Source organism: Streptomyces longispororuber (assembly GCF_024448165.1).
GTDB lineage: Bacteria > Actinomycetota > Actinomycetes > Streptomycetales > Streptomycetaceae > Streptomyces > Streptomyces longispororuber_A.
Window position 1 is genome coordinate 1 of sequence record NZ_JAMOLN010000186.1, and the last position, 20694, is coordinate 20694.

Genomic DNA, 20694 nt, shown 5'->3' on the forward strand with positions numbered 1-20694 from the left:
CGCAGGGAGTGTGGGTGGGGGAGCCGGAACGTTACTCGCAGGTAGGGGAGTTGGGCGAGGGTTTCGACGAACCGATCAGTCGGTTCGGCGGGGGTAGTCTTGTGTCCGGGGTGAGTGTTGCTGGTGGGGGAGTTGTGCCGTGGATGACTTCTCCTGCGCGGTCCCGTCCGGTAGGGGGTCCGCCACGGTTTCCGGTTCCAGGACGGGGAACCGGCGCGGTGCCAGGGTCAGCAGGACCAGCAGCGCCAGACCGGCCGCGCACGCCGCCCCGACGTACACCGAGTCGACCGCCGCGTCGATCGCCTGCCGCACCCCGTCCGCCCCGGGGTCGCGGGCCACCGCGTCGAGGTCGGTGCCGCGGCCAAGGCGGGCCGAGATCACCCCGTTGGCGACGGCGCCGAACACGGCGGCGCCGATGGTCTGCCCGATCTGCCGGTAGAAGAGGATCGAGGCGGTGGCGGTGCCGCGCTCCGCCCAGCCGACCGTGGACTGCACGCCCACGATGAGCGGCAGCTGGAACAGGCCGAGGGCCGCGCCGAGCAGCAGGCTGAGCAGCGTCGGCTGCCAGACCGCGCCGGGGAACGGCAGCAGCGGGAACGAGGCGAGCAGCGCCAGCGCCGCCGTCATGCCGAGCGCGGCCGTGTTCCGGAAGCCGATCCTGCGGTAGACGTGCTGGCTCAGGGCCGCGGACACGGGCCAGCTCAGCGTCATCACCGACAGCACGAACCCGGCGGCCGTCGGGGACAGGCCGAGGACGGACTGGGCGTACGTCGGCAGAAACGTGGTCGGCGCGACCATCAGCAGGCCCATCGCGCCGAGCGCCAGATTGACCGCGGCGATCGTCCGCCGCCGCCACACCCAGCCGGGCAGGATCGGTTCGGCGGCCCGCCGTTCGATCGCCACGACGGCGCCGATCAGCGCAAGTCCCGTCCCCAGCAGGGCGATCGAGGACGACGAGGTCCAGGCCCAGGCGACGCCGCCCTGGACCAGCCAGGTCAGCAGCACGCCGCCCGCCGCGAACACGGCGAGGGCGCCCGCCCAGTCGACCGTCGGGCGCGGGCCGCTCGCGCGGCGCGGCTCGTGCAGGTGGCGGCCCACGAGGAACAGGGCGACGGCGCCGATCGGCAGGTTGATCAGGAAGATCCAGCGCCAGCCCGTGGTCGAGGCGAGGACGCCGCCGAGCGCCGGGCCGAGCACCGACGACGTCGCCCACACCGTGGACAACTTCGCCTGGATCCTGGGGCGTTCCTTCAGCGGGTACAGATCCGCGGCCAGGGTCTGCACCGTGCCCTGGATGGCGCCGCCACCGAGCCCCTGCACCACCCGGAACGCGATCAGGGACCCCATGTCCCACGCGCAGGCGCACAGCAGCGACCCGATCAGGAACAGCACGCTGCCCGCGATCAGGACCGGCTTGCGGCCCAGCGAGTCCGACAGCCGGCCGTACACGGGCAGCGTGACCGTCACCGCGAGCAGATAGCCGGAGAACAGCCAGGAGAAGACGGAGAAGCCGCCGAGGTCGCCGACGATCTGCGGGACGGCGGTGGAGACGATGGTCGAGTCGAGCGCGGCGAGCGCCATGGACAGCATCAGCGCGGCGACGACCGCGCCGCGCCGCCGGTCATGGGCGATGTCGGTCACGACCGGGCCCCTCCCCTTTATGTGTTCCCCCTGCACCTATCTCCGCCGCCGAGCTTATGCGGGTGGAGGCGACCCTGAGTAGGGCTCCACCGAGGGGTGGACCTCCCCTAGGGGGATCTCCGCACTACGGACAGGGGACGGTTCGTCCCCTTGGAGGACGAGCCCGCAGGGGGGTTCCTCCTACCTTCGAGGGGTGGGGTTTTCCCCAGGGAAAGACGGTGACTTCCACCAGCGCGCCCGGGCCCCCGCGTCACCAGACTTGAACGTGCCGCAGAGAGCTGCGGGCGCAGGTAACCGACATAGGAGAAAAACCGTGACAACGGCTGTGACGATTCCCAGGCACGGGGGCACTGGCGGGCGAACGGCTGTTGCCGCGAGGGCGCGCCAGGTGGTGAAGGCATACGGGTCGGGGGAGACCCGCGTCGTCGCGCTCGACCACGTCGACGTGGACATCGCCCGCGGTCAGTTCACCGCGATCATGGGCCCGTCCGGGTCCGGCAAGTCGACGCTGATGCACTGCCTGGCCGGGCTCGACACCGTGACCTCCGGCCAGATCTACCTCGACGAGACCGAGATCACCGGCCTCAAGGACAAGAAGCTGACGCAGCTGCGCCGCGACCGCATCGGCTTCATCTTCCAGGCGTTCAACCTGCTGCCCACCCTGAACGCCCTGGAGAACATCACGCTCCCGATGGACATCGCGGGCCGCAAGCCGGACGCCGCGTGGCTGCGCCAGGTCGTCGAGACGGTCGGCCTCGCCGAGCGCCTCAAGCACCGGCCCACCCAGCTCTCCGGCGGTCAGCAGCAGCGCGTCGCCGTGGCCCGCGCGCTGGCCGCCCGCCCCGAGATCATCTTCGGTGACGAGCCGACCGGAAACCTCGACTCCCGGGCGGGAGCGGAGGTGCTGGGCTTCCTGCGCCGCTCGGTCGACGAGCTCGGCCAGACGATCGTGATGGTCACCCACGACCCGGTCGCCGCCTCCTACGCGGACCGCGTCCTGTACCTGGCCGACGGCCGCATCGTCGACGAGATGATCCGGCCGACCGCCGACGCCGTCCTGGACCGGATGAAGGACTTCGACGCGCGGGGGCGCACGTCATGAGTGCCAACACCGTCATGAAGACCTCGCTGCGCAACTTCCTCGCGCACAAGGGCCGGATGGCCCTCTCCGCCGTCGCCGTCCTCCTGTCGGTCGCGTTCGTGACCGGGACCCTCGTGTTCACCGACACGATGGACAAGACCTTCGACAAGCTGTTCACGGCCACCGCGTCCGACGTCACCGTCAGCCCCAGGGACTCCGAGGCCGAGGGCAGCGACACCGGCCGCCCCGAGGCGCTGCCGGCCTCCCTGCTCGCCACGGTGAAGCAGGCCGACGGCGTCAAGTCGGCCGAGGGCGCGGTCAGTTCGATGAACGTGACCGTCGTGAACGCCGACAACAAGAACATGGGCTCCGAGAACGGCGCCCCGACCATCGCCGGCAACTGGACGAACAACGACCTCCGCTCCATGGAGATCACCTCCGGCCACGCCCCGCGCGGCCCCACCGAGGTGATGGTCGACGCCGACACCGCGAAGAAGCACCACCTGAAGCTGGGCGACGAGCTGCGCACGATCGCCGTCACCGGCGACATCCGGGCCAAGATCGTCGGCGTCGCCTCCTTCACCGTCACCAACCCGGGTGCGGCCGTCGTCTACTTCGACACCGCCACCGCCCAGCGCGAACTCATCGGGAAGACCGGCCAGTTCACGCAGATCAACGTCGCCGCCGCCGACGGCGTGAGCGACGCGCAGCTCAAGAAGAACGTCGCCGCGGAACTCTCCGGGAACGGCACCTACAAGATCCAGACCCAGCAGCAGGCCGCGGACGCCAACGCCGCCGACGTCGGCTCCTTCATGGACGTCATCAAGTACGCCCTGCTCGGCTTCGCCGGCATCGCCTTCCTCGTCGGCATCTTCCTGATCATCAACACGTTCTCCATGCTGGTCGCCCAGCGCACCCGCGAGATCGGCCTGATGCGCGCCATCGGCTCCTCCCGCAAGCAGGTCAACCGCTCCGTCCTCGTCGAGGCGCTGCTGCTCGGCGTCGTCGGCTCCGTGGTCGGCGTCGGCGCCGGCGTGGGCCTGGCCGTCGGCCTGATGAAGCTGATGTCCGCCGCGGGCATGGACCTGTCCACGAACGACCTCACCGTGAAGTGGACGACCCCGGCGATCGGCCTGCTGCTCGGCATCGTCGTCACCGTCCTCGCCGCCTACCTGCCCGCACGCCGGGCCGGCAAGGTCTCCCCGATGGCCGCCCTGCGCGACGCGGGCACCCCGGCCGACACCAAGGCCGGCGTCGTCCGCGGCATCATCGGCGTACTGCTCACCGGCGGCGGCGGCTTCGCCCTCTACCTCGCCACCCAGGCCGACAAGGCCAGCCAGGGCTCGCTGTGGCTCGGCGTCGGCATCGTCGCCTCGCTCATCGGCTTCGTGGTCGTCGGCCCGCTGCTCGCCGGCCTCGTGGTCCGCGTCATCAGCGCCGTCCTGCTCCGCTTCTTCGGCCCCGTCGGACGGATGGCCGAGCGCAACGCACTGCGCAACCCGCGCCGCACCGGCGCCACCGGCGCGGCCCTGATGATCGGCCTCGCGCTGGTCGCCTGCCTCTCCGTCGTCGGCTCCTCGATGGTCGCCTCGGCCACCGACCAGCTCGACAAGTCGGTCGGCGCCGACTTCATCGTCGAGGGCCAGGGCGGCATCAAGCCGCAGGCCGCCGACGCCCTGAAGAAGGTCGAGCAGGACGGGCTCGTCTCCCACGTCACCGAGGTCAAGTGGGTCAAGACCACCCTGACCACCCCGGGCGGCGTCAAGGAGGAGGAAGAGCTCTCCGCGGCGAGCCCCAGCTACACCCAGGACCTGCGGCGCGAGGCCACCTCCGGCGAGCTCTCGGCGGCGTACGGCAAGAACGCGATGTCGGTCGGCTCCGACTTCGCCGAGCGCAACCACCTCAAGGTCGGCGACACCATGACCGTCGCCTTCCACCACGGCTCCACGGCCAAGCTGAGGATCGCGGCGATCACCTCGGACGACACCGCGTTCGACAAGGGCGCGATGTACACCAACATCGCCACCGCCGAGCAGTACCTGCCCAAGGACCGGGTGCCGCTCAACGGGATGATGTTCGCGAAGGCCGCCGACGGCAAGGAGACCGCCGCCTACAAGGCGCTGAAGTCGTCCGTCGCCGCCGACCCGACCGTCAAGGTCAAGGACCAGACCGACTACAAGGAGACCCTGAAGGACCAGGTCGGCCAGCTCCTCAACATGATCTACGGGCTCCTCGCCCTCGCGATCATCGTGGCGGTCCTGGGTGTCGTGAACACCCTGGCGCTCTCCGTGGTCGAGCGGACCCGGGAGATCGGCCTCATGCGGGCCATCGGCCTCTCCCGCCGCCAGCTGCGCCGCATGATCCGCCTGGAGTCGGTGGTCATCGCCCTCTTCGGCGCCCTGCTCGGCCTCGGCCTGGGCATGGGCTGGGGCGCGACGGCCCAGAAGCTGCTGGCCCTGGAGGGCCTCGGCGTCCTGGAGATCCCCTGGCCGACGATCATCTCGGTCTTCATCGGCTCGGCCTTCGTGGGCCTGTTCGCCGCCCTGATCCCGGCGTTCCGGGCGGGCCGGATGAACGTCCTGAACGCCATCGCCACCGACTAGGCCCGACCAGAACTGATCGGACCGATCGGACCGATCAGACCGAAGAGCCCCGCCGGCCGGCCGCGACAGCGGCCCGCCGGCGGGGCTCTTCCCGTGGCGGACCGGCACGGTCGGCGCTCCGGCGCGGGCCGACGTACCCTGGAACCCCCGGCCCGTCACACGTGTCGGGCCCTTTGCGTTGCCCACCCCCGGACCGGGAAGGTCAAGGCCTCCATGAGCCTGCACGGACTGCTCGACGCCGTCGTCAAGGACGCGGCCCTCACCGAAGCGGTGAAGGCCGCGGGCGACGGCAACCGCATGCACATCGACCTCGTGGGCCCGCCCGCGTCGCGCCCCTTCACGGTGGCGGCGCTCGCCCGCGAGGCGAAGCGGCCCGTGCTGGCCGTCACCGCCACCGGCCGCGAGGCCGAGGACCTGGCCGCGGCGCTGCGCTCGTTGCTGCCGCCGGACGGCGTCGTGGAGTACCCGTCGTGGGAGACGCTGCCGCACGAGCGGCTCTCCCCGCGCTCCGACACCGTGGGCCGGCGCCTCGCCGTGCTGCGCCGCCTCGCGCACCCCAGCACCGACGACCCGGAGACCGGACCGGTGTCCGTGGTGGTCGCGCCCGTCCGCTCCGTGCTCCAGCCGCAGGTGCAGGGGCTCGGCGACCTGGAGCCCGTCGCGCTGCGCAGCGGCGGGAGCGCCGATCTGAACGAGACGGTGGAGGCGCTCGCCGCGGCGGCGTACGCCCGCGTCGAACTCGTCGAGAAGCGCGGCGAGTTCGCGGTCCGCGGCGGCATCCTCGACGTCTTCCCGCCGACCGAGGAGCACCCGCTCCGCGTCGAGTTCTGGGGCGACGACGTCGAGGAGATCCGCTACTTCAAGGTCGCCGACCAGCGGTCCCTGGAGATCGCCGAGCACGGCCTGTGGGCGCCGCCCTGCCGGGAGCTGCTGCTCACCGCCGACGTACGCGCCAGAGCGGCCGACCTCGCCGAACAGCACCCGGAGCTGGGCGAACTGCTCGGCAAGATCGCCGAGGGCATCGCCGTCGAGGGCATGGAGTCCCTCGCGCCGGTCCTCGTCGACGACATGGAACTGCTCCTCGACGTGCTGCCCGCCGGGTCGATGGCCGTGGTCTGCGACCCGGAGCGGGTACGGACCAGGGCCGCCGACCTCGTCGCCACCTCGCAGGAGTTCCTCCAGGCGTCCTGGGCGGCCTCCGCGACCGGCGGCGACGCCCCCATCGACGTGGGCGCCGCGTCGCTGTGGTCCATCGCGGACGTCCGCGACCGGGCCCGCGAGCTCGGCATGATGTGGTGGTCGGTGTCCCCGTTCGCCGCCGACGCGGACCTCGACGGCGACACGCTGCAGCTCGGCATGCACGCGCCCGAGACGTACCGCGGCGACACCGCCAAGGCCCTCGCCGACACCAAGGGCTGGCTCGCGGACGGCTGGCGGACCGTGTTCGTCACCGAGGGCCACGGCCCCGCGACCCGCACCGTCGAGGTGCTCGGCGGCGAGGGCATCGCCGCCCGCCTCGACAAGGACCTCGCCGAACTCGCCCCGTCCGTCGTCCAGGTGGCCTGCGGCAGCCTCGAATTCGGCTTCGTGCACCCGGAGTTGAAGGTCGCCGTCCTCACGGAGACCGACCTCACCGGACAGAAGACGGCCGGCAAGGACGGCCAGCGGATGCCCGCCAGGCGCCGCAAGACCATCGACCCGCTCACCCTCGAATCCGGCGACTACATCGTGCACGAGCAGCACGGCGTCGGCCGCTACATCGAGATGGTGCAGCGCACGGTCCAGGGCGCCACCCGCGAGTACCTCGTCGTCGAGTACGCGCCCGCCAAGCGCGGCCAGCCCGGCGACCGCCTCTACATCCCCACCGACCAGCTGGAGCAGATCACCAAGTACGTCGGCGGCGAGGCCCCGACGCTGCACCGGCTCGGCGGCGCCGACTGGACCAAGACCAAGGCGCGCGCGAAGAAGGCCGTCAAGGAGATCGCGGCCGACCTCATCAAGCTGTACAGCGCGCGCATGGCGGCGCCGGGCCACGCCTTCGCACCGGACACGCCCTGGCAGCGGGAGCTGGAGGACGCGTTCCCGTACGCGGAGACGCCCGACCAGCTGACCACCATCGCCGAGGTCAAGGAGGACATGGAGAAGACGGTCCCGATGGACCGGCTGATCTGCGGCGACGTCGGCTACGGCAAGACCGAGATCGCGGTCCGCGCCGCGTTCAAGGCCGTCCAGGACGGCAAGCAGGTCGCGGTCCTCGTCCCCACGACGCTCCTCGTGCAGCAGCACTTCGGCACGTTCTCCGAGCGCTACTCCCAATTCCCGGTCAGCGTGAAGGCGCTGAGCCGCTTCCAGACGGACACCGAGTCCAAGGCGACGCTCGAAGGGCTGCGCGACGGCTCCGTCGACATCGTCATCGGCACGCACCGCCTCTTCTCCTCCGAGACCAAGTTCAAGGACCTGGGCCTGGTCATCGTCGACGAGGAGCAGCGGTTCGGCGTCGAGCACAAGGAGCAGCTGAAGAAGCTGCGGGCCAACGTCGACGTCCTCACGATGTCCGCGACACCCATCCCCCGTACGCTCGAAATGGCGGTCACCGGCATCCGCGAGATGTCGACGATCACGACCCCGCCCGAGGAGCGCCACCCGGTCCTCACCTTCGTCGGACCGTACGAGGAGAAGCAGATCGGCGCGGCCATCCGCCGCGAACTGCTCCGCGAGGGCCAGGTCTTCTACATCCACAACCGCGTCGAGTCGATCGACCGGGCGGCGGCCCGGCTGCGCGACATCGTGCCCGAGGCGCGCATCGCGACCGCCCACGGCCAGATGTCGGAACAGGCCCTGGAACAGGTCGTCGTGGACTTCTGGGAGAAGAAGTTCGACGTCCTGGTCTCGACGACGATCGTCGAGTCGGGCATCGACATCTCGAACGCCAACACGCTCATCGTCGAGCGCGGCGACAACTTCGGCCTCTCCCAGCTCCACCAGCTGCGCGGCCGCGTCGGCCGTGGCCGGGAACGCGGTTACGCGTACTTCCTCTACCCGCCCGAGAAGCCCCTGACGGAGACGGCTCACGAACGCCTCGCGACGATCGCCCAGCACACGGAGATGGGCGCGGGCATGTACGTCGCGATGAAGGACCTGGAGATCCGCGGAGCGGGAAACCTCCTCGGCGGCGAGCAGTCGGGCCACATCGCGGGCGTCGGCTTCGACCTGTACGTACGGATGGTCGGCGAGGCCGTCGCCGACTACCGGGCCTCCCTGGAGGGCGGTGACGGATCTGCGGACGAGCAGCCGCCGCTGGAGGTCAAGATCGAGCTGCCGGTCGACGCGCACGTCCCGCACGACTACGCGCCCGGCGAGCGGCTGCGGCTGCAGGCGTACCGGGCCATCGCCTCCGCGAACACGGAGGAGGACGTCAAGCAGGTCCGCGAGGAACTCACCGACCGCTACGGCAAGTTGCCCGAGCCGGTCGAGAACCTGCTGCTGGTCGCGGGCCTGCGCATGCTGGCCCGGGCCTGCGGGGTCGGCGAGATCGTGCTCCAGGGCAACAACATCCGGTTCGCGCCGGTGGAGTTGCGGGAGTCGCAGGAGCTCCGCCTCAAGCGGCTCTACCCGGGCACGGTCATCAAGCCGGCCACGCACCAGATCCTCGTCCCACGCCCGAAGACGGCGAAGGTGGGCGGCAAGCCGTTGGTCGGCCGCGAGCTGTTGGCTTGGGTCGGCGAGTTCTTGGCGTCGATTCTGGGCTCGTAGGGAGCCGCTGGTCCGTCTGCGGGATGGGTGTGGGGGCGGGCCGCGCAGTTCCCCGCGCCCCCTGGAGGCGCACGGAGTGTGCCTTTCAGGGGCGCGGGGAACTGCGCGACCAGCCACGACGGTGGTGCACCCCGCGACGAGAGCCCAACCCGGCAGACGCAGTCGGATCAGCCCCACGCACCCGAACCCGCACCCGAACCCGCACCCGCCGACGAACCGGTCGGCCACCGCGAGCCGTTCCCGGGCGACCCCCGCCGGTCGCCGCGAAGGCGCGGCCGATGCCGGTGCCCGCACCGGTGACGACGGCTGTTCCGCGCTCGACGGTGGCGTTCATGGTGTCCATAAGGGGATCGTCTGACCCTGACGCCAACGGCAAGGTCAAACAGGGGAGGGCCATCACCATGTCCGACACGTCCGTGCCCGACGCCAAGGTCCGTCAGATGTGGCATCTGCTGGAGCCGCTGCACGCGGTGCTCTACTACGCGCCCGAGGCCTTCGAGGAGGCCGCCGCGCTCGGCTACGAGGTGGGGGAGCGGTGGCCGAGCTACTTCGCCTGGCGGGCCGCCCCGCTGGGCGCGCCCGGCGCCACCCGGGTCGCGTCCGCGTTCTACAGCTTCAACCCGGCCATGGTCGCCCAGCACGTGCCCGCCGCCTGGCAGGTGGCCTCGCCCGATGCCGTCCTGGCCGCCCGCCTGCGCGGCGTCGACCGCGCCTACCGGGCGCTGTTCGGTGACGTACTGGACGGGCCCGAAATGTCCCGCGCCGCCGATCTGGCCCGCCGGGCCGCCGAGGCCGTGCACGTCGAGGGCCGACCGCTCGCCGCCGCCAACGCCGAACTGCCCTGGCCCGACGCCCCGCACCTGGTCCTGTGGCAGGCCGCGACGGTGCTGCGCGAGCACCGCGGCGACGGCCACGTCGCGGCGCTGCTCACGGCGGGGCTCGGGCCGGCCGACTCCCTGGTGTCGTTCGCGGCGATCGGCGCGGCGCCCCTGGAGACGTTCGCGAGCCGCGGCTGGACCCGGAACCAGTGGGACGCCTCGCACCAACTCCTCGCGGGCCGCGGCCTGTTGGACGACGACGGGATCGCCACCGACGCGGGCCGCGCGCTGCGCGCCGAGGTCGAGACGATGACGGACCGGCTCGCGACGGGCCCCTGGCGGTCTCTCGGCGCGGACGCCACGGCCGAACTCGCCGAACTGCTCGGTCCGTTGTGGGTGGGCGTCCTCGGCTCGGGGCTGCTGCCGTCCGTCACGACGCTGGGCATCGGCAAAGTGTGATCATGCTTCGGGTACGGTGAGCGGGCCGAACGACACCAAATGGGGAGGTAGTGCCGTGCTGCGAGGGGCTGGACGGGCCGTGGTCGCCGTGCTGGCGGCCGTCGTGGCCGTCACCGGGTGCGAGGCGACCACCGGCGACGGGGGCGAGTCGGGACCCGAGCCGCACGGCGCGACGGGCAGCGCGCTCGCCGCCGTCGACGCGCTCACGGTCAAGGGCCGCGCGCCGAAGACCGGTTACGCGCGCGAGCGGTTCGGCAGCGCCTGGGCCGACACCGACTCCAACGGCTGCGACACCCGCGACGACATCCTCAAGCGGGACCTGGACGGGGTGCGGTTCGCCGACGGCGAGTGCAAGGTCTCCGCCGGGTCCCTCGCCCCCGATCCGTACGGCGGCGGCGACATCGCGTTCGTGCGCGGCCGCAGCCAGGTCGACATCGACCACCTCGTCGCGCTGTCCGACGCCTGGCAGAAGGGCGCCTTCCAGTGGGAGCCGAGCAAGCGCATCGCGTTCGCCAACGACCCGCTCAACCTGCTCGCCGTGGGCGCCACGCCCAACCGCAGCAAGGGGGACGGCGACACGGCCACCTGGCTGCCGCCGAACAAGGGCTACCGGTGCACCTACGTCGCCGGGCAGGTCGCCGTGAAGAAGAAGTACGGGGTGTGGGTGACCGGCGCCGAACGCGACGCCATGAAGCGGGTGCTGGGCGGCTGCCCGGACCAGAAGCTGCCCACCGGGGGAAATCCGACTGCGGCGCCGCCCCGCTTCCATGCACGATGAGCGCATGACGACCGACCGGGACACCGGCCTCACCATCACCACGCTCGCCGAGCGCCCCGAGCTCGCCGTCGGCATGTGGACGATGCCGGACACCTGGCCGGAGTTCATCGCCCACGACCGGGTGGGCGCCGCCCTGCTGCGGTGGGCCTGGCAGGAGCTGCGCGATTACGCGTTCGTCGCCACGGACCCCGCGGGGACCGTGGTCGCCAAGGCGTACAGCGTGCCGTTCGCGCTGCACGCCGAGGGGCGCGGCACGCTGCCCGACGGCGGCTGGGACCAGGTGCTCCAGTGGGCGTTCACCGACCGCGCCCGGGGCGTCGGGCCCGACACCGTCAGCGCCATCGAGATCACGATCAGGCCGGGGCTCCTGGGCCGCGGCCTGTCGGGGCGGATGCTCGCCGCGATGCGGGAGAACGCGCGGGCCCGCGGCTTCGGCGAGGTCGTCGCGCCCGTGCGGCCCAGCGCCAAGCACCTGGAACCGGCGACACCGATGAGCGAGTACGCGTACCGCGTGCGGGAGTCGGACGGGCTGCCGGCGGACCCCTGGCTGCGGGTGCACGTGCGGGCCGGTGGCGTCATCGAGAAGGTGGCGCCCGCCTCGATGACCGTGTCCGGCTCGCCCGCCGAGTGGCGGGAGTGGACCGGGCTCCCCTTCGACACGGCCGGCGCCGTCGAGGTGCCGTCGGGTCTGGTGCCGGTGCACTGCCTGCCCGAGCGCGACCTCGCCGTGTACGTCGAGCCGAACGTGTGGGTGCGGCACGCGCTGTGAGCGCGTGCCGCGTCCCCCACCCCCTCGGTGGCTCCTACAGCTTCAGGTCCCACTGCGAGGCGTCGTACTCGAAGCTCGGCATGACCTCGACCGTCAGGTTCTTGGCGGCGGCCGGACTGTCGAAGCCGTAGACGACCGTGGCCTTCTTGCCGGGCAGGATCGTGCCCTCGAAGCCCGTGCCGACCTTGTCGTCGAAGATCTGCTCCGCGTCGACACCGTCGGCACCGGCGCGGGCGTCGGCGGACAGCAGGCTCGCGTCGAACTTCTTCTTGCTGTCGTTCGTGACGGTCACGGTCACCTTGTAGGCGTGGTTGCCGCTCTTGTGGCCCGCCGCGTACTCGCTCGGGCTGAACGCGACCGCGTTCGACACGGTGACGGTCAGGTCGTCGTCGTAGACCACCGAGTCGCCCGCCTCCAGTGCCTTGCCCGGGTCCGGCTTCTCGTCGCCCTTGCCGCCCTTGTCGCCCTTGTCCTTGCCACTGTCCTTGGCGTCGGCGCCGCCCGACGGCTTCGTGTCCTTCGCCTTGGTGTCCGAAACCGACTTGTTGATCTCGTCCACGGCGTCGTCGACGGCCTTGAACGTCGTGTACGCGCCGAAGACCGCGAGGCCCAGGGAGACCAGCGCGAGGATCGCCCCGGCCAGCGCCACACCCTTGTTCGTCGCCTCGCCGCGCTTGGCGCGGCCCCGGCCCGTCAGGCCCAGGATCAGCGCGACCACGCCGAGGATGCCGGCCAGCCAGAACATGAACGGGATCAGGCCCGACACGGCGCCGATGATGCCGAGGATCAGCGCCGCCGTCCCCAGTCCGTTCCGCGCGATCTGCTGCTGGGGCTGCTGCGGCGGCTGGAACGGCGGGTACTGGGGGTGCTGCTGGGTCTGCGACATGACTGTTCCTCCGAGATGAGAGACGCCAACCTCCCCCCGGCTTTCTCCGTATCCGGCGGTTGGCTGGGTCAAGAACACCATTGTTTGTGAACCGAGTCAACCGCGTTCACGAGGATCGGAGTGTGAACAGTTGTGAATACGGTTCTTACGCCGGAGTCGGTAGGGTCGGGCGCATGGAGAACGCGACAGAGGTGACGGCCGCCGGAATCGCCCGGCTCGCCGGGGTCGGACGGGCCGCGGTCAGCAACTGGCGGCGACGGCACGCCGACTTCCCCAAGCCGGTGGGCGGCACCGAGACCAGCCCCTCCTTCGCGCTCGCCGAGGTCGAGGAGTGGCTGCGCGCCCAGGGCAAGCTCGCCGAGGTCCCGCTGCGCGAGCGCGTCTGGCAGCAGCTCGCCGGCCACCCCGCGGGCCCGGTCACCGCGCTGCTGCACGCCGGAGCCGTCCTCCTGCTCGTCCACGACCGTTCCACGGAATGGCTCGCGCTGAACGGCGAGAGCGACGACCGGCTCCTCGCCGAGCGCCTGCCCGCCGCCCTCGAAGGCGTCCTCGCCCCCCGCTTCGGACCGGCCCACGAGCGCGCCCTCGCCACCCCGAAGGCAGCCGCCCTGCTCCCGTCCGTGCCCCTGCTGCGCGGCGCCGCCGAGCTCGCCGCGGACCTCGGCGCCCGCCGCGCCTTCGCGTTCCTGCTCGGCCGCCACCTCGACGCGAACCCGCGGCAGTACACGCTCACCCCGCCAGGGCCCGCCGCCCTGATGGCCGCCCTCGCCGGACCCGCCGACACCGCCCTCGACCCGGCGTGCGGCACAGGTGCCCTGCTGCGCGCCGTGCGCACCCTCGACCCGCGCGCGGACCAGCACCTGTACGGCCAGGACTCCGCACCCGACCTCGCGGCGCTCACCGCCCTGCGCCTCGCGCTCGACGACTCCGGCAGCACCCCGCCGCCCACCCTCCGCACCGCCGCCGCCGACACCCTGCGCGGCGACGCGCTCGACGACGTGCGGGCCGACGTGGTGCTCGCCCACCCGCCGTTCAACGAGCGGGGCTGGGGCCACGACGAGCTGGCCTACGACCCGCGCTGGGAGTACGGCTTCCCGGCCCGCACCGAGTCCGAACTGGCCTGGGTGCAGCACGCGTTGGCCCGCCTGAAGGACGGCGGCACCGCCGTCCTCCTGATGCCGCCCACCGTCGCCTCCCGCCGTTCCGGCCGCCGGATCCGCGCCGACCTGCTGCGCCGCGGCGCCCTGCGCGCGGTGATCGCCCTGCCCGCGGGCGCCGTCCCGCCGAACAACATCCCGCTGCACCTGTGGGTCCTGCGCCGCCCCGCCGCCGCCCCGCCCGCCCCCGAGCTGCTGCTCGTCGACACCACGGGCACCGCGTCCGGCGACATCCGCGAGCAGCAGGCGTGGGCCGCCGTGCAGCAGGCGGCACTGGACGCCTGGCACGCCTTCGACCGGGACGGACGCCTCGCCGAGCGGCCCGGACTCGCCCGCTCCGTGCCGGTCATCGAGCTGCTCGACGACGAGGTCGACCTCGCCCCCGCGCGCCGGCTGCCGCCGCCCGCCGCGGGCGACGGCGGCGCCGCCGAGCTGATCGCCGTACGCGAGGAGCTCACCGAGACGCTGCGCCTGGCCACGAAGCTCACCCCCGAGGACGCCCGGCCGGCCGGGTCGGCCGGCCGCTGGCCGCAGACCACCGTCGGTGAACTCGCGCGCGCGGGCGCCCTCACGCTGCACACCGCGGCGACCGCGAGCGGCACCGGCGGGCCCGCGCGCGTGCCCGTGCTCACCGACCACGACGTGCTCACCGGCGCCGCCCCTTCCGGTTCCGCCGGTTCCGCCGGCGACGATCCGGTGCTCCTGGCGACCGGGGACGTCGTCGTGCCCGTCGTCGGCGGCGGCGCGATCGCCCGCGTCGTCGACGAGGCCACCGCGGGCGCCGCGCTCGGCCGCGGCCTCGCCCTGCTGCGCCCCGACCCGGCCGCGCTCGACCCGTGGTTCCTCGCCGGCTTCCTGCGCGGCACCGCGAACAACCGGCAGGCCAGCAGTTACGCGTCCACCGCGACCCGGCTCGACGTGCGCCGCCTCCAGCTGCCCCGCCTCCCCCTGCCCGAACAGGCCGGATACGGCGAGCGGTTCAGGGCCATCGCCGCCTTCGAGGAGGCGCTGCGGCGCGCGAGCCGGCTCGGCGAGCAGCTCGTCCAGGGCCTGCACGACGGCCTCACCGACGGCTCGCTGGAACCGGAGTGAGGTTCCCTGCGTGACCAGGTAGACAACGGTTCGGCACAACCCGGGGCCTGTTGTCCCGGTCGGCCTATACGCTCGATGGAGCACGCAGTTCGAACGCAGGCACCCACCCAGCAGGAGCAGTCATGCACGGCCACGGCTATGCGCCCCCGCCGCCCAGGCTTCCGTCGCCCGGAGCGCAGGCAGGACTGCGCGTGCTCTTCGTGGCGATCGCCGTCCTGACGGTCGGCTTCCTCGGGTTCGTGCCGATGCTCCGGCTCGCCCTGACCACCCGCAGCAAGGTCGACTGGCGGGTCTTCGGCGCCGTCGCCGGAGTCCAGCTCGTCTGCTGGGTCGGCGTCTTCAGCGATCCGGGCGGTGAGGAGTTCACCACCTGGTGGGGCAATGCCGCGATGGGCCTGATGCTGGTGAACCTCGCCGTCTCGGTCACGTACTACCTGGTCGCCGACATCCGGCACGGCCGCCGACAGCAGTTCGCGGCCCGCCCCGGCCTCCTGTACGGCATGCCGCAGCCGCAGCCCTCGTACGGCTACCCGCAGCCCCAGCCGCAGCCCCAGGCGTATCCGCAGACGCCCCCGCCGCCGATGCACGCGATGCCCACCCAGACCGCGGGCCCCGCGCCGCTGCCGCCGCAGAACCAGCACCCGAGCCAGCCGCAGAACCCGCATCCGAGCCAGACCCAGGGCCAGACGCCCGGTCAGACGCAGGGGCAGCCCCCGCACCGCATCGACCAGGTCCGCGCCGAGCTGGACGAGCTGAGCGACTACCTGCGCAAGCAGGACGGCGGCCGGTGACCGGTTCGGCAGGGCTGCCCACCACGGCAGGACGCGTCGTCGCGGGACGCTACGAACTCTCCACGCTCATCGGCCAGGGCGGCATGGGCCAGGTCTGGACGGCGTACGACCAGCGTCTGGACCGCCGCGTCGCCGTCAAGCTGGTCCGCCCCGACCGGGTCGCGGGCGCCGAGGCCGACGAGCTGCGCCGCCGCTTCCTGCGCGAGTGCCGCGTCACCGCCCAGGTCGACCACCCCGGCCTGGTCACCGTGCACGACGCGGGCACCGAGGACGGCGGCCCCGACGGCGCCGCCTCGTTCCTGTACCTGGTCATGCAGTACGTCGACGGCTCCGACCTCGCCGACCACCTCGCCGAGCACGACCCGTACCCGTGGCCCTGGGCCGTCTCCATCGCCGCCCAGCTGTGCGCCGTGCTGTCCGCCGTGCACGCGGTGCCGATCGTGCACCGCGACCTCAAGCCGCGGAACGTGATGGTCAAGAAGGACGGCACGATCACCGTCCTCGACCTCGGCGTCGCCTCCGTCCTCGACACCGACACCACCCGCCTCACCCACACCGGCTCACCCATCGGCACCCCCGCCTACATGGCGCCCGAGCAGGCCATGGGCGGCGCCGTCGGCCCGTACACCGACCTGTACGCGCTCGGCGTGCTGCTGCACGAACTCCTCAGCGGCGACGTCCCGTTCGCGGGCACCACCGCCCTCGGCATCCTCCACCGCCACCTGTACGAGGCCCCGCTCCCGGTCCGCCAGCTGCGCCCCGAAGTACCGGAGGCCCTGGAGAACCTCGTCCTGCGCCTCCTCGCCAAGGACCCGCAGCACCGTCCGGCCTCCGCGCAGCAGACCTACGAGGAACTGCTCCCGCTGCTGCCCGCACGCGGCGTGCCCACCGGCCACCCGCTCGACCCGACCCGCCCCTTCCTGCGCCCGCACGCCCCCTGGCCCGACCGGGCCGTCACCCCCGCGCCGCAGCCCGCCGGATCCGACGTCCAGGGCGACCGCCCCGACGTGGCCCGCGCGGTCGACGAGGTCAAGCGCCTCCTCGGCGAGGGCCGCATCACCCAGGCCGTCGACATCCTCGGCGCGATCCTGCCCGCCGCGGCCGCCCAGCACGGCGAGCACTCGCCCGTCGTCCGCACCCTGCGCAAGCAGTACGCCGCCACGCTCATGGACGACGGCCAGTACCGCCGCGCCCTGCCCGAACTGCGCCGCCTCGCCGACGAGCGCGCCGCCGAGGCCGGCCACGCCGACCCCCAGTCGCTCCAGTTCCGCTACGAGTCGGCCCAGTGCCTCGAAGCCCTCGGCGAACCGGCCGCGGCCCTCGCCGAGTACCGGTCCCTGCTGCCGTACTACGAGAACCAGTACGCCACCACGGACCTGCGCCTCGCCCTCGAAGTGCGCCGCCGCATCGGCCAGTTGCTGCTCGCCGTCGGTGACCGGGGAGCCGCCCAGGAGACGCTGGTCCGCCTCCTGCACGACTCCGAGCGCCTGCACGGACCAGGCCACCCCTTTCCCGCAGAGGTCCGCCGCACCCTGCAGTGGCTGGGGCAGGTCAGAGGCTGACTCTCCCTTTGCGTTCCCTTGGCGGTGCGCCTGCCATGATCGTCCGCGCAGGTGCGGCACCGGCGGAACGCACAGCAGAACAGGGGTGGGGACATGGCAGGGCACAAGCTGTCGAGAAGACGTCGCAGGATCGCGGGGGCGGCGGTCGGCGCCGCCGTGCTCGCCGGCGGCATCACCGTCCAGCAGTCCCTCGCCACCACGGCCTGGCCCGCCGCCGCGTACTACAAGGGCCGCGCGTTCGACACCTGCACGGCGCCCTCCGCCACCGCCATGAAGGCCTGGCACACCGGCTTCTACGGAGCCGCCGCCGTCTACGTCGGAGGCAGGAACCGCGGCTGCGCCCAGCCCAACCTCACCGCCTCCTGGGTGAAGACCGTCAACGCCCAGGGCTGGAAGCTGATCCCCCTCTACGTAGGCGCACAACCGCCGTGCGCGAGCGGCTCCAACCCGGAGAAGATGACATCCGCGACCGCCGCGTCGCTCGGCGCCACCGACGGCGCCGACGCGGTGAACAAGGCATCCGCGCTCGGCATGAAGGCGGGCAGCGCGCTCTACCTCGACGTGGAGGCGTACGACGTCACGAACTCCTCCTGCAACACCGCCGTCCTCACCTACGTGCGCGCCTGGCAGAAGGCCGTCCACGCGAAGTACTACCGCACCGGTATGTACGGCTTCTCCAGCTCCGGCGCCAAGGCCGTCGCGACGACGACCGACCGCAGCAACCTGCCGGGCAACCTCTGGTACGCCAAGTGGGACAAGGTGAACACGACGACCACCGACTGGCCGTTCGCCACCACCCTGTGGACCGGCCACCACCGCGGCCACCAGTACATGGTCAACAGCAAGGAGTCGCGCGGCGGTTACGCGATCACCGTGGACCGCGACGCCTGGGACGCCCCGGTGGCCGTGGTCGGCTGAGAGAGCGTGCCGCCGCCTCGATACCTCAACTCGCGGCGAATCGTTGTCGAATAGGTGGCCGAGGAAGCGGCCACCTCCTAACATCGATCATCGCCGGACTTTGTGCACCGACGCACAAACTCGCCGCAGGGAGGCCCACCTTGCACCGCCGCCGCATCGCTCTCGTCCTCACGTCCGCTGCCGCCGCCGTTCCCCTCCTCACCGCCTGCGGAAGCGAGGCCCACCCCGGCGCCGCGGCCGTCGTCGGCGGTCAGCGCATCACCGTCTCCCAGCTGGAGAGCCGGGTGAACGAGGTGCGCGACGCCCAGCAGGCCGCCACCGCGGACTCCGCCCAGTACGAGCAGGCCATCGCCAAGACGGGCGGCCTCACCCGGAACACGCTGCACACCATGGTCCTCGACCGGGTCCTGCACCGCGCCGCCACCGACGCGGGCGTCACCGTCTCCCGCAAGGAGATGCAGGGCATGCGCGCCGGCCTCGAACAACAGGCGGGTGGCGCCAAGCAGTTGGAGGTGGCCTGGCTCCAGCAGTACAACATCCCGCCGAAGCGGCTCACCGAGAGCCTGCGCACCGAGATCGAGGCGCAGAAGCTGGCCACCGCGCTCGGCGCCGACACCCAGACCCAGCAGGGCGAGGCGGCCTTCTGGAAGGCGCTCGCCACCGCCTCCAAGGAACTGAACATCGACCTGAACCCGCGCTACGGCGCCTGGGCGGTGTCCCCGCGGGCCCGTCTCGTCGAGGCGAAGACGCCGTGGCTGAAGCAGGTCACGCGGCAGGCCCCGGCCGACGCCCAGCAGACGGCGTAGCCCCCGTAGCTCCCTCCCGGGGACGGGCTGTCGGTGGGCTGCGTTAGCTTCGAGACGTGAACGACAAGGTGAACGACACCCCCACCGGCGCCGCCGGCCGCATCGTCCTGCTCACCACCAGCCACCGGGTCGCCCCCGGGCTGCTGTCCTGGCAGGCGTGGGAGGTGCTGCGCGCGGCCGACGAGGTGCTGTGCGCCGACCCCGCGCACCCCCAGCTGCCGTACCTGAAGGAAGCGGGCGTCGAGGTCTCGGCCGACACCCCGACCGCCCGCGAACTGGTCGACCGCTGCGCCGACGGGGCCCGCACCGTCGTCGTCCTCGCCACGGCCGAGGGCGACCGCCGCCTCACCGACGGACTCGCCGCGCTGGCCGGCTCCGGCCGCGAGACGATGCCCTCGCTCGAACTGCTCCCCGGCTCGTACGACCTGCCGGGCGCCCGCCTCCTCGACCTCGTGCAGGTCATGGACCGGATCCGCCGCGAGTGCCCCTGGTCCCGGCTGCGCACCCACGAGGACCTGGCGAAGTACGCGATCGAGGAGGCGTACGAGCTGGTCGAGGCGATCGAGACGGACGACCGGGACGAACTGCGCGAGGAGCTCGGTGACGTGCTGCTCCAGGTCGTCTTCCACGCCCGCATCGCCGAGGAGGACGCCGACGCCCCGTTCTCCGTGGACGACGTCGCGGGCGGCATCGTCGACAAGCTCATCCACCGCCACCCGCACGTGTTCGGCGACGAGAGCGCCACCACCCCGGAGGAGGTCCGGGAGATCTGGCTGCGCAAGAAGGGCGAGGCCAAGCGCCGCGCCTCCGTCACGGACGGCGTCCCGGTCGGCCAGCCCGGCCTCGCCCTCGCCGCGAAGCTCGGCTCCCGGGTCCGCACGGCCGGGCTCGACGTACCGGTCCCCGCCGGTTCGGGCGTCGGGTACGAACTGCTGGCGCTGGCCCTGCGGGCGGAGTCGGAGGGCGTGGACCCGGAGGCGGCGCTCAGGGCGGCGGCCCGGGCCTACCGCGACGCCGTTCGCTCCGCCGAGGGGCTGGAGGGTTAGTACCGTTGCCCTAGGTGTGTTCGGCGGGTCTGGGGGCTTGTGTGGAGCGGGAGTTGGCGGAGCGGGCGGCCGACGCGCTGGTCGCCGCGATGCGGTCGGGGAAGTGGTCGGCACGGGACCAGGACCGGTTCGTCGAGTACTTCGCGAGCACGGGGGACCCGGACGGTTCGATCGTCGTCGAGCTGGCGGAGCTCGCAGGCGCCGTCCGCACCGGTGACGTGGCGCTCGGCCCGCACCGCGCCGCCTGGGCCGCCCGGTTCCGCGAGGCGTTGCGGCGGTGGCCCGGCAGCGAACAGCGGCTGGGCGATCTGACCGACGAGTACGCGGAGCCGGACGAGCCGGTCATCGACTTCAGCCCACCGGCCTGGTACCTGGGCGAGACGGCACAGGGGTCCCGGGCCCGGGAGACCGAGGGCCCGGCCGGACCGGCTGCCCGGGACGGCGACCGGCCCGACGGCCGGGACCCGGAGTGGTACGTCGTCCGGGACGCCATGGCCCGCGCCGCCGAGAGCCGGGACCGGGAGTGGTACACCG

Annotated in this window: 15 protein-coding genes; 13 read left to right on the top strand and 2 right to left on the bottom strand. The window is 72.5% G+C overall.

Features of this window, described 5'->3' with window-relative positions:
* Positions 1-75 precede the first annotated feature (75 nt).
* A complete protein-coding gene (locus M4J07_RS36945; protein WP_255979540.1) occupies positions 76-1590 on the bottom strand; it encodes an MDR family MFS transporter in 1515 nt (504 codons plus the stop codon).
* Between the two features lie 364 nt (positions 1591-1954).
* On the opposite strand from M4J07_RS36945, the gene M4J07_RS36950 reads away from it, so the two are divergent.
* The 6 genes from M4J07_RS36950 (at position 1955) to M4J07_RS36975 (ending at position 11902) form a co-directional block, all read left to right on the top strand.
* Complete coding sequence (locus M4J07_RS36950; protein ID WP_255979516.1) at positions 1955-2743, top strand: ABC transporter ATP-binding protein; 789 nt, start codon at positions 1955-1957, stop codon at positions 2741-2743.
* Positions 2740-5325, top strand: coding sequence for an ABC transporter permease (locus tag M4J07_RS36955; RefSeq protein WP_255979518.1), 2586 nt, complete (start codon positions 2740-2742; stop codon positions 5323-5325). The genes M4J07_RS36950 and M4J07_RS36955 overlap by 4 nt, the downstream gene beginning before the upstream one ends.
* Before the next feature lie 213 nt (positions 5326-5538).
* Positions 5539-9078, top strand: coding sequence for a transcription-repair coupling factor (gene mfd / locus M4J07_RS36960; RefSeq protein WP_255979520.1), 3540 nt, complete (start codon positions 5539-5541; stop codon positions 9076-9078).
* 401 nt (positions 9079-9479) lie between these two features.
* A complete protein-coding gene (locus tag M4J07_RS36965; protein ID WP_255979522.1) occupies positions 9480-10355 on the top strand; it encodes an SCO6745 family protein in 876 nt (291 codons plus the stop codon).
* A 55-nt stretch (positions 10356-10410) separates the two neighbouring features.
* Positions 10411-11133 carry an HNH endonuclease family protein gene (locus M4J07_RS36970; protein ID WP_255979524.1) on the top strand — a complete coding sequence of 241 codons (723 nt, stop codon included), beginning with the start codon at positions 10411-10413 and terminating at the stop codon, positions 11131-11133.
* A 4-nt stretch (positions 11134-11137) separates the two neighbouring features.
* Entirely contained in the window at positions 11138-11902 is a 765-nt protein-coding gene (locus tag M4J07_RS36975) for an N-acetyltransferase (protein WP_255979526.1), read from the top strand.
* A gap of 34 nt (positions 11903-11936) precedes the next feature.
* On the opposite strand, the gene M4J07_RS36980 is transcribed toward M4J07_RS36975, so the two are convergent.
* Positions 11937-12788, bottom strand: a complete 852-nt coding sequence (locus M4J07_RS36980) for a DUF4190 domain-containing protein (RefSeq protein ID WP_255979528.1) — start codon at positions 12786-12788, stop codon at positions 11937-11939.
* 173 nt (positions 12789-12961) lie between these two features.
* Between M4J07_RS36980 and M4J07_RS36985 the strand changes: the two genes are divergently transcribed.
* The 7 genes from M4J07_RS36985 to M4J07_RS37015 form a co-directional block, all read left to right on the top strand.
* Entirely contained in the window at positions 12962-15037 is a 2076-nt protein-coding gene (locus M4J07_RS36985; RefSeq protein WP_255979530.1) for an N-6 DNA methylase, read from the top strand.
* A 122-nt stretch (positions 15038-15159) separates the two neighbouring features.
* On the top strand, positions 15160-15828 hold the full coding sequence (locus tag M4J07_RS36990; protein ID WP_255979532.1) for a hypothetical protein: 669 nt from the start codon (positions 15160-15162) through the stop codon (positions 15826-15828).
* Positions 15825-17390 (top strand): serine/threonine-protein kinase, encoded by a 1566-nt coding sequence (locus M4J07_RS36995; protein ID WP_255979534.1) that lies wholly within the window; start codon positions 15825-15827, stop codon positions 17388-17390. The genes M4J07_RS36990 and M4J07_RS36995 overlap by 4 nt, the downstream gene beginning before the upstream one ends.
* A 93-nt stretch (positions 17391-17483) precedes the next feature.
* Entirely contained in the window at positions 17484-18308 is an 825-nt protein-coding gene (locus M4J07_RS37000; protein ID WP_255979536.1) for a glycoside hydrolase domain-containing protein, read from the top strand.
* A 140-nt stretch (positions 18309-18448) separates the two neighbouring features.
* A complete protein-coding gene (locus M4J07_RS37005) occupies positions 18449-19114 on the top strand; it encodes a SurA N-terminal domain-containing protein (RefSeq protein WP_255979538.1) in 666 nt (221 codons plus the stop codon).
* A 68-nt stretch (positions 19115-19182) separates the two neighbouring features.
* Positions 19183-20160, top strand: coding sequence for a nucleoside triphosphate pyrophosphohydrolase (locus tag M4J07_RS37010; protein WP_255979542.1), 978 nt, complete (start codon positions 19183-19185; stop codon positions 20158-20160).
* A gap of 14 nt (positions 20161-20174) precedes the next feature.
* Positions 20175-20694, top strand: a 520-nt coding sequence (locus M4J07_RS37015; RefSeq protein WP_374215155.1) for a hypothetical protein, incomplete at its 3' end; no start/stop codon positions are given.